This is a genomic window from Nocardia sp. NPDC058497, from assembly GCF_042720195.1.
Taxonomy (GTDB): Bacteria; Actinomycetota; Actinomycetes; order Mycobacteriales; family Mycobacteriaceae; genus Nocardia.
The window spans coordinates 1-3,143 of sequence record NZ_JBHXMY010000652.1; the positions used below are offsets into that span (position 1 = coordinate 1).

The following is a 3,143-nucleotide window of genomic DNA, read 5'->3' on the forward strand; positions in this document are numbered from 1 at the left end:
CCCTTGGCTGGAGTGGCCGGGATCGGTCGGCCTGAGCGGAGGCGATGTCGGTGGGTGGAATCGGGGCCTCGTTCGATCCGGATCGGATCGCCGGGTTGCAGGGGCGGACCGGGGCGGGAACGCCTGCCAAGCGGGCGGGCACCAGGGTCTGGGCCCGGGCCGCGGTGGTGATCCTCGGATTCGTCGGGTCGCTGTACGTGATCGAGGGCATCGACGCGGTGCTCTCCCACGATCGCCCCGCCGGAGCGCCGGGTCAGCTCGACGCGGGCGGGATCGAGCCGCGCGCGGCCGACGGGCTCGACGGCATCCTCTGGGCGCCGCTGCTGCACGGCGGCTGGGACCACCTGATGGCCAACACCCTGCCGCTGCTCATCCTCGGTTTCCTCGTCCTGCTGTCGGGGATCGGGCGTGGCATCGCGGCGACGGCGATCATCTGGGTGGTCGCCGGGGTCGGCACCTGGCTGACCGGCTCGTCGGGCAGCGTGCACGTGGGCGCGTCGTCGCTGGTCTTCGGCTGGCTGACCTATCTGATCTGCCGCGGGTGGTTCGCCCGCAATGTGGGGCAGATCGTGCTCGGCGTGGTGATCTTCCTGCTGTACGGCTCCATGCTGTGGGGCGTGCTGCCCAGCGACCCCCTAATTTCTTGGCAGGGACATCTTTTCGGGGCGGTGGGTGGAGTCCTCGCGGGCTGGGTACTCTCTGGTGATGAACGTCGACGCCGCCGTGGAGCATCGGCAGGCCGCGCAGTACCTACGCGGTAGCCGGGGATCCGGTCTGGAAAATGGGGGGATCCTGCATTGAGCACCAGCACGTCGTGGCAGCATGGGGGCATGCGCCTTACCGTCCTCGGGTGCTCGGGCAGCGTGTCCGGCCCGGACTCCCCAGCGTCGGGCTATCTGCTGACCGGCCCTGACATGAGGCCCACCGTCATCGACTTCGGTCCCGGCGTCTTCGGGGCGCTGCAGAAGTACATGAACCCGGGTGACATCGACATCTTCCTCACCCATCTGCACGCCGATCACTGCCTCGATCTGCCCGCGCTGCTGGTGTGGCGCCGCTACCACCCGAACCCGCCGCAGGGTCAGGCAGTGGTGCGCGGTCCCTCCGACGCCGCGCTGCGCATCGGCAACGCCTCCGCCGAGATCGGCGGCGAGACCGACGACTGGTCCGATGTGATCGACTCGCAGGCCTGGGTCGAGAACGTCCCGGTGCCGTTCGGCCCCGGCCACACGGTCGAGGCCCGCCGGATGTACCACCCGCCGGAGTCCTACGGCCTGCGGATCACCGCCGCCGACGGCCGCGTGTTCGTCTACACCGGCGACACCGCGATGTGCGATGCCGTGGTCGACCTGGCGCAGGGCGCCGACGTGCTGATGGCGGAAGCCTCGTGGACCCACGATCCGGCCAATCGCCCACCCGGCATTCACCTTTCGGGCACCGAGGCGGGCGAGATCGCCACCCGCGCCGGCGCCAAGGAACTCCTGCTCACCCACATTCCCCCGTGGACCTCACGCGAGGACGTCATCGCCGAGGCCAAGGCCGCCTTCTCCGGCCCGGTCCACGCGGTGTCCCCGGGCGAAACCTTCGACCTCTAGCCGAACTGGCCGGGCCACAAGGGGGCCGCGAACACATGCCCGCGAAGGCGGGCATAATCCAACACTGTGTCGAGACGAGCCGATGGCAGGGCGGATGACGAACTCCGCGAGGTAAGGATCACCCGTGGCTTCACCACGCATCCGGCGGGATCGGTGCTGGTCGAGTTCGGGCAGACCAGGGTGATGTGCACGGCCAGCGTCACCGAGGGTGTGCCGCCGTGGCGCCGGGATTCCGGGCTGGGCTGGCTCACCGCGGAATACGCGATGCTGCCCGCCGCCACCCACACTCGCAGCGGGCGTGAGTCGGTGAAGGGCAAGGTCGGCGGGCGCACCCAGGAGATCAGCAGGCTGATCGGCCGTTCGCTGCGCGCCTGCATCGACCTGGCCGCCCTCGGCGAGAACACCATCGCTCTCGACTGCGACGTGCTGCAGGCCGACGGCGGCACCCGCACCGCCGCGATCACCGGCGCGTACGTGGCGCTCTCGGACGCGGTGACCTATCTGGCCGCCGCGGGCAAACTGGCCGACCCGCAGCCGATCTCGTGCATGATCGCCGCGGTGAGCGTCGGCGTGGTCGACGGCAGGGTGCGCCTCGACCTGCCGTACGAGGAGGACTCGCGCGCCGAGGTCGACATGAACGTGGTCGCCACCGACACCGGCACCCTGGTCGAGATCCAGGGCACCGGCGAGGGCGCGACGTTCCCGCGCTCGACCCTGGACAAGCTGCTGGACTCGGCGCTGGCCGGGTGCGAGCAGCTGTTCGCGGTCCAGCGGGAGGCGCTGGCGCTGCCCTACCCGGGCGAGCTGCCCGAGCCGGCCGCGAAGAAGTAGCCGTGGCCGTGCGTGTGCTGGTCGCCAGCCGGAATGCCAAGAAGCTGAAGGAATTGCGCCGGATCCTCGACGAGGCGGGCGTGGCCGGGATCGACCTGGTCAGCCTTGCCGACGTGCCGCCGTACGAGGAGGCGCCCGAGACCGGCGCCACCTTCGAGGAGAACGCGATCGCCAAGGCCCGTGACGGTGCCGTCGCCACCGGATTGCCATGTGTGGCGGACGATTCCGGGATCGAGGTGGACGCGCTCAACGGCATGCCCGGTGTGCTCTCGGCGCGCTGGTCCGGCCGCCACGGTGACGACGCCGCCAACAACGCGTTGCTGCTCGGCCAGCTCGGCGACGTCCCCGACGAACGCCGCGGCGCCGCCTTCGTCTCCACCTGCGCCCTGGTCCTGCCCGACGGCACCACCACCGTGGTCCGCGGCGAATGGCGCGGCACCATCGCCCGCGAACCCGCGGGCGACGGCGGCTTCGGCTACGACCCGCTGTTCCTCCCCGAGGGCGGCACCGGCAGCGCGGCCGAACTCACCCCCGCCGAGAAGGACGCCGTCTCCCACCGCGGCCGCGCCCTCACCCAGCTCATCCCCGCGCTGGCCGCCCTGGCCTGAGCCAGCTGATCAAGATCACCACGCGCTGGTGGCGGAGGCTACTCGGCCGGTGCTCACACCAGAGCGTGGTGATCAGGCGTCCAGCGAAACAACAACGCCGCCGCTCCGG

The 3,143-nt window shown here is 70.9% G+C and carries 4 protein-coding genes; all 4 read left to right on the forward strand.

Annotated elements, in window-relative coordinates:
- The first annotated feature begins 44 nt into the window (after nt 1–44).
- The 4 genes from ACFWPJ_RS28875 to rdgB all read left to right on the forward strand — a co-directional run bounded on the left by ACFWPJ_RS28875 (nt 45) and on the right by rdgB (nt 3,034).
- Complete coding sequence (locus ACFWPJ_RS28875) at nt 45–761, forward strand: rhomboid family intramembrane serine protease (protein WP_378856069.1); 717 nt, start codon at nt 45–47, stop codon at nt 759–761.
- Between the two features lie 69 nt (nt 762–830).
- A complete protein-coding gene (locus ACFWPJ_RS28880) occupies nt 831–1,595 on the forward strand; it encodes a cyclic nucleotide-degrading phosphodiesterase (RefSeq protein ID WP_378856071.1) in 765 nt (254 codons plus the stop codon).
- A 66-nt stretch (nt 1,596–1,661) separates the two neighbouring features.
- On the forward strand, nt 1,662–2,426 hold the full coding sequence (gene rph / locus ACFWPJ_RS28885) for a ribonuclease PH (protein WP_378856073.1): 765 nt from the start codon (nt 1,662–1,664) through the stop codon (nt 2,424–2,426).
- A 2-nt stretch (nt 2,427–2,428) separates the two neighbouring features.
- Entirely contained in the window at nt 2,429–3,034 is a 606-nt protein-coding gene (gene rdgB / locus ACFWPJ_RS28890; protein ID WP_378856075.1) for an RdgB/HAM1 family non-canonical purine NTP pyrophosphatase, read from the forward strand.
- Nucleotides 3,035–3,143: the final 109 nt, after the last annotated feature.

Excerpts from the sequence above, each read along its gene's own strand:
- ACFWPJ_RS28875 (WP_378856069.1), top strand. The coding sequence starts at position 45 with ATGTCGGTGGGTGGAATCGGGGCCTCGTTCGATCCGGATCGGATCGCC.
- ACFWPJ_RS28880 (WP_378856071.1), top strand. The coding sequence starts at position 831 with ATGCGCCTTACCGTCCTCGGGTGCTCGGGCAGCGTGTCCGGCCCGGAC.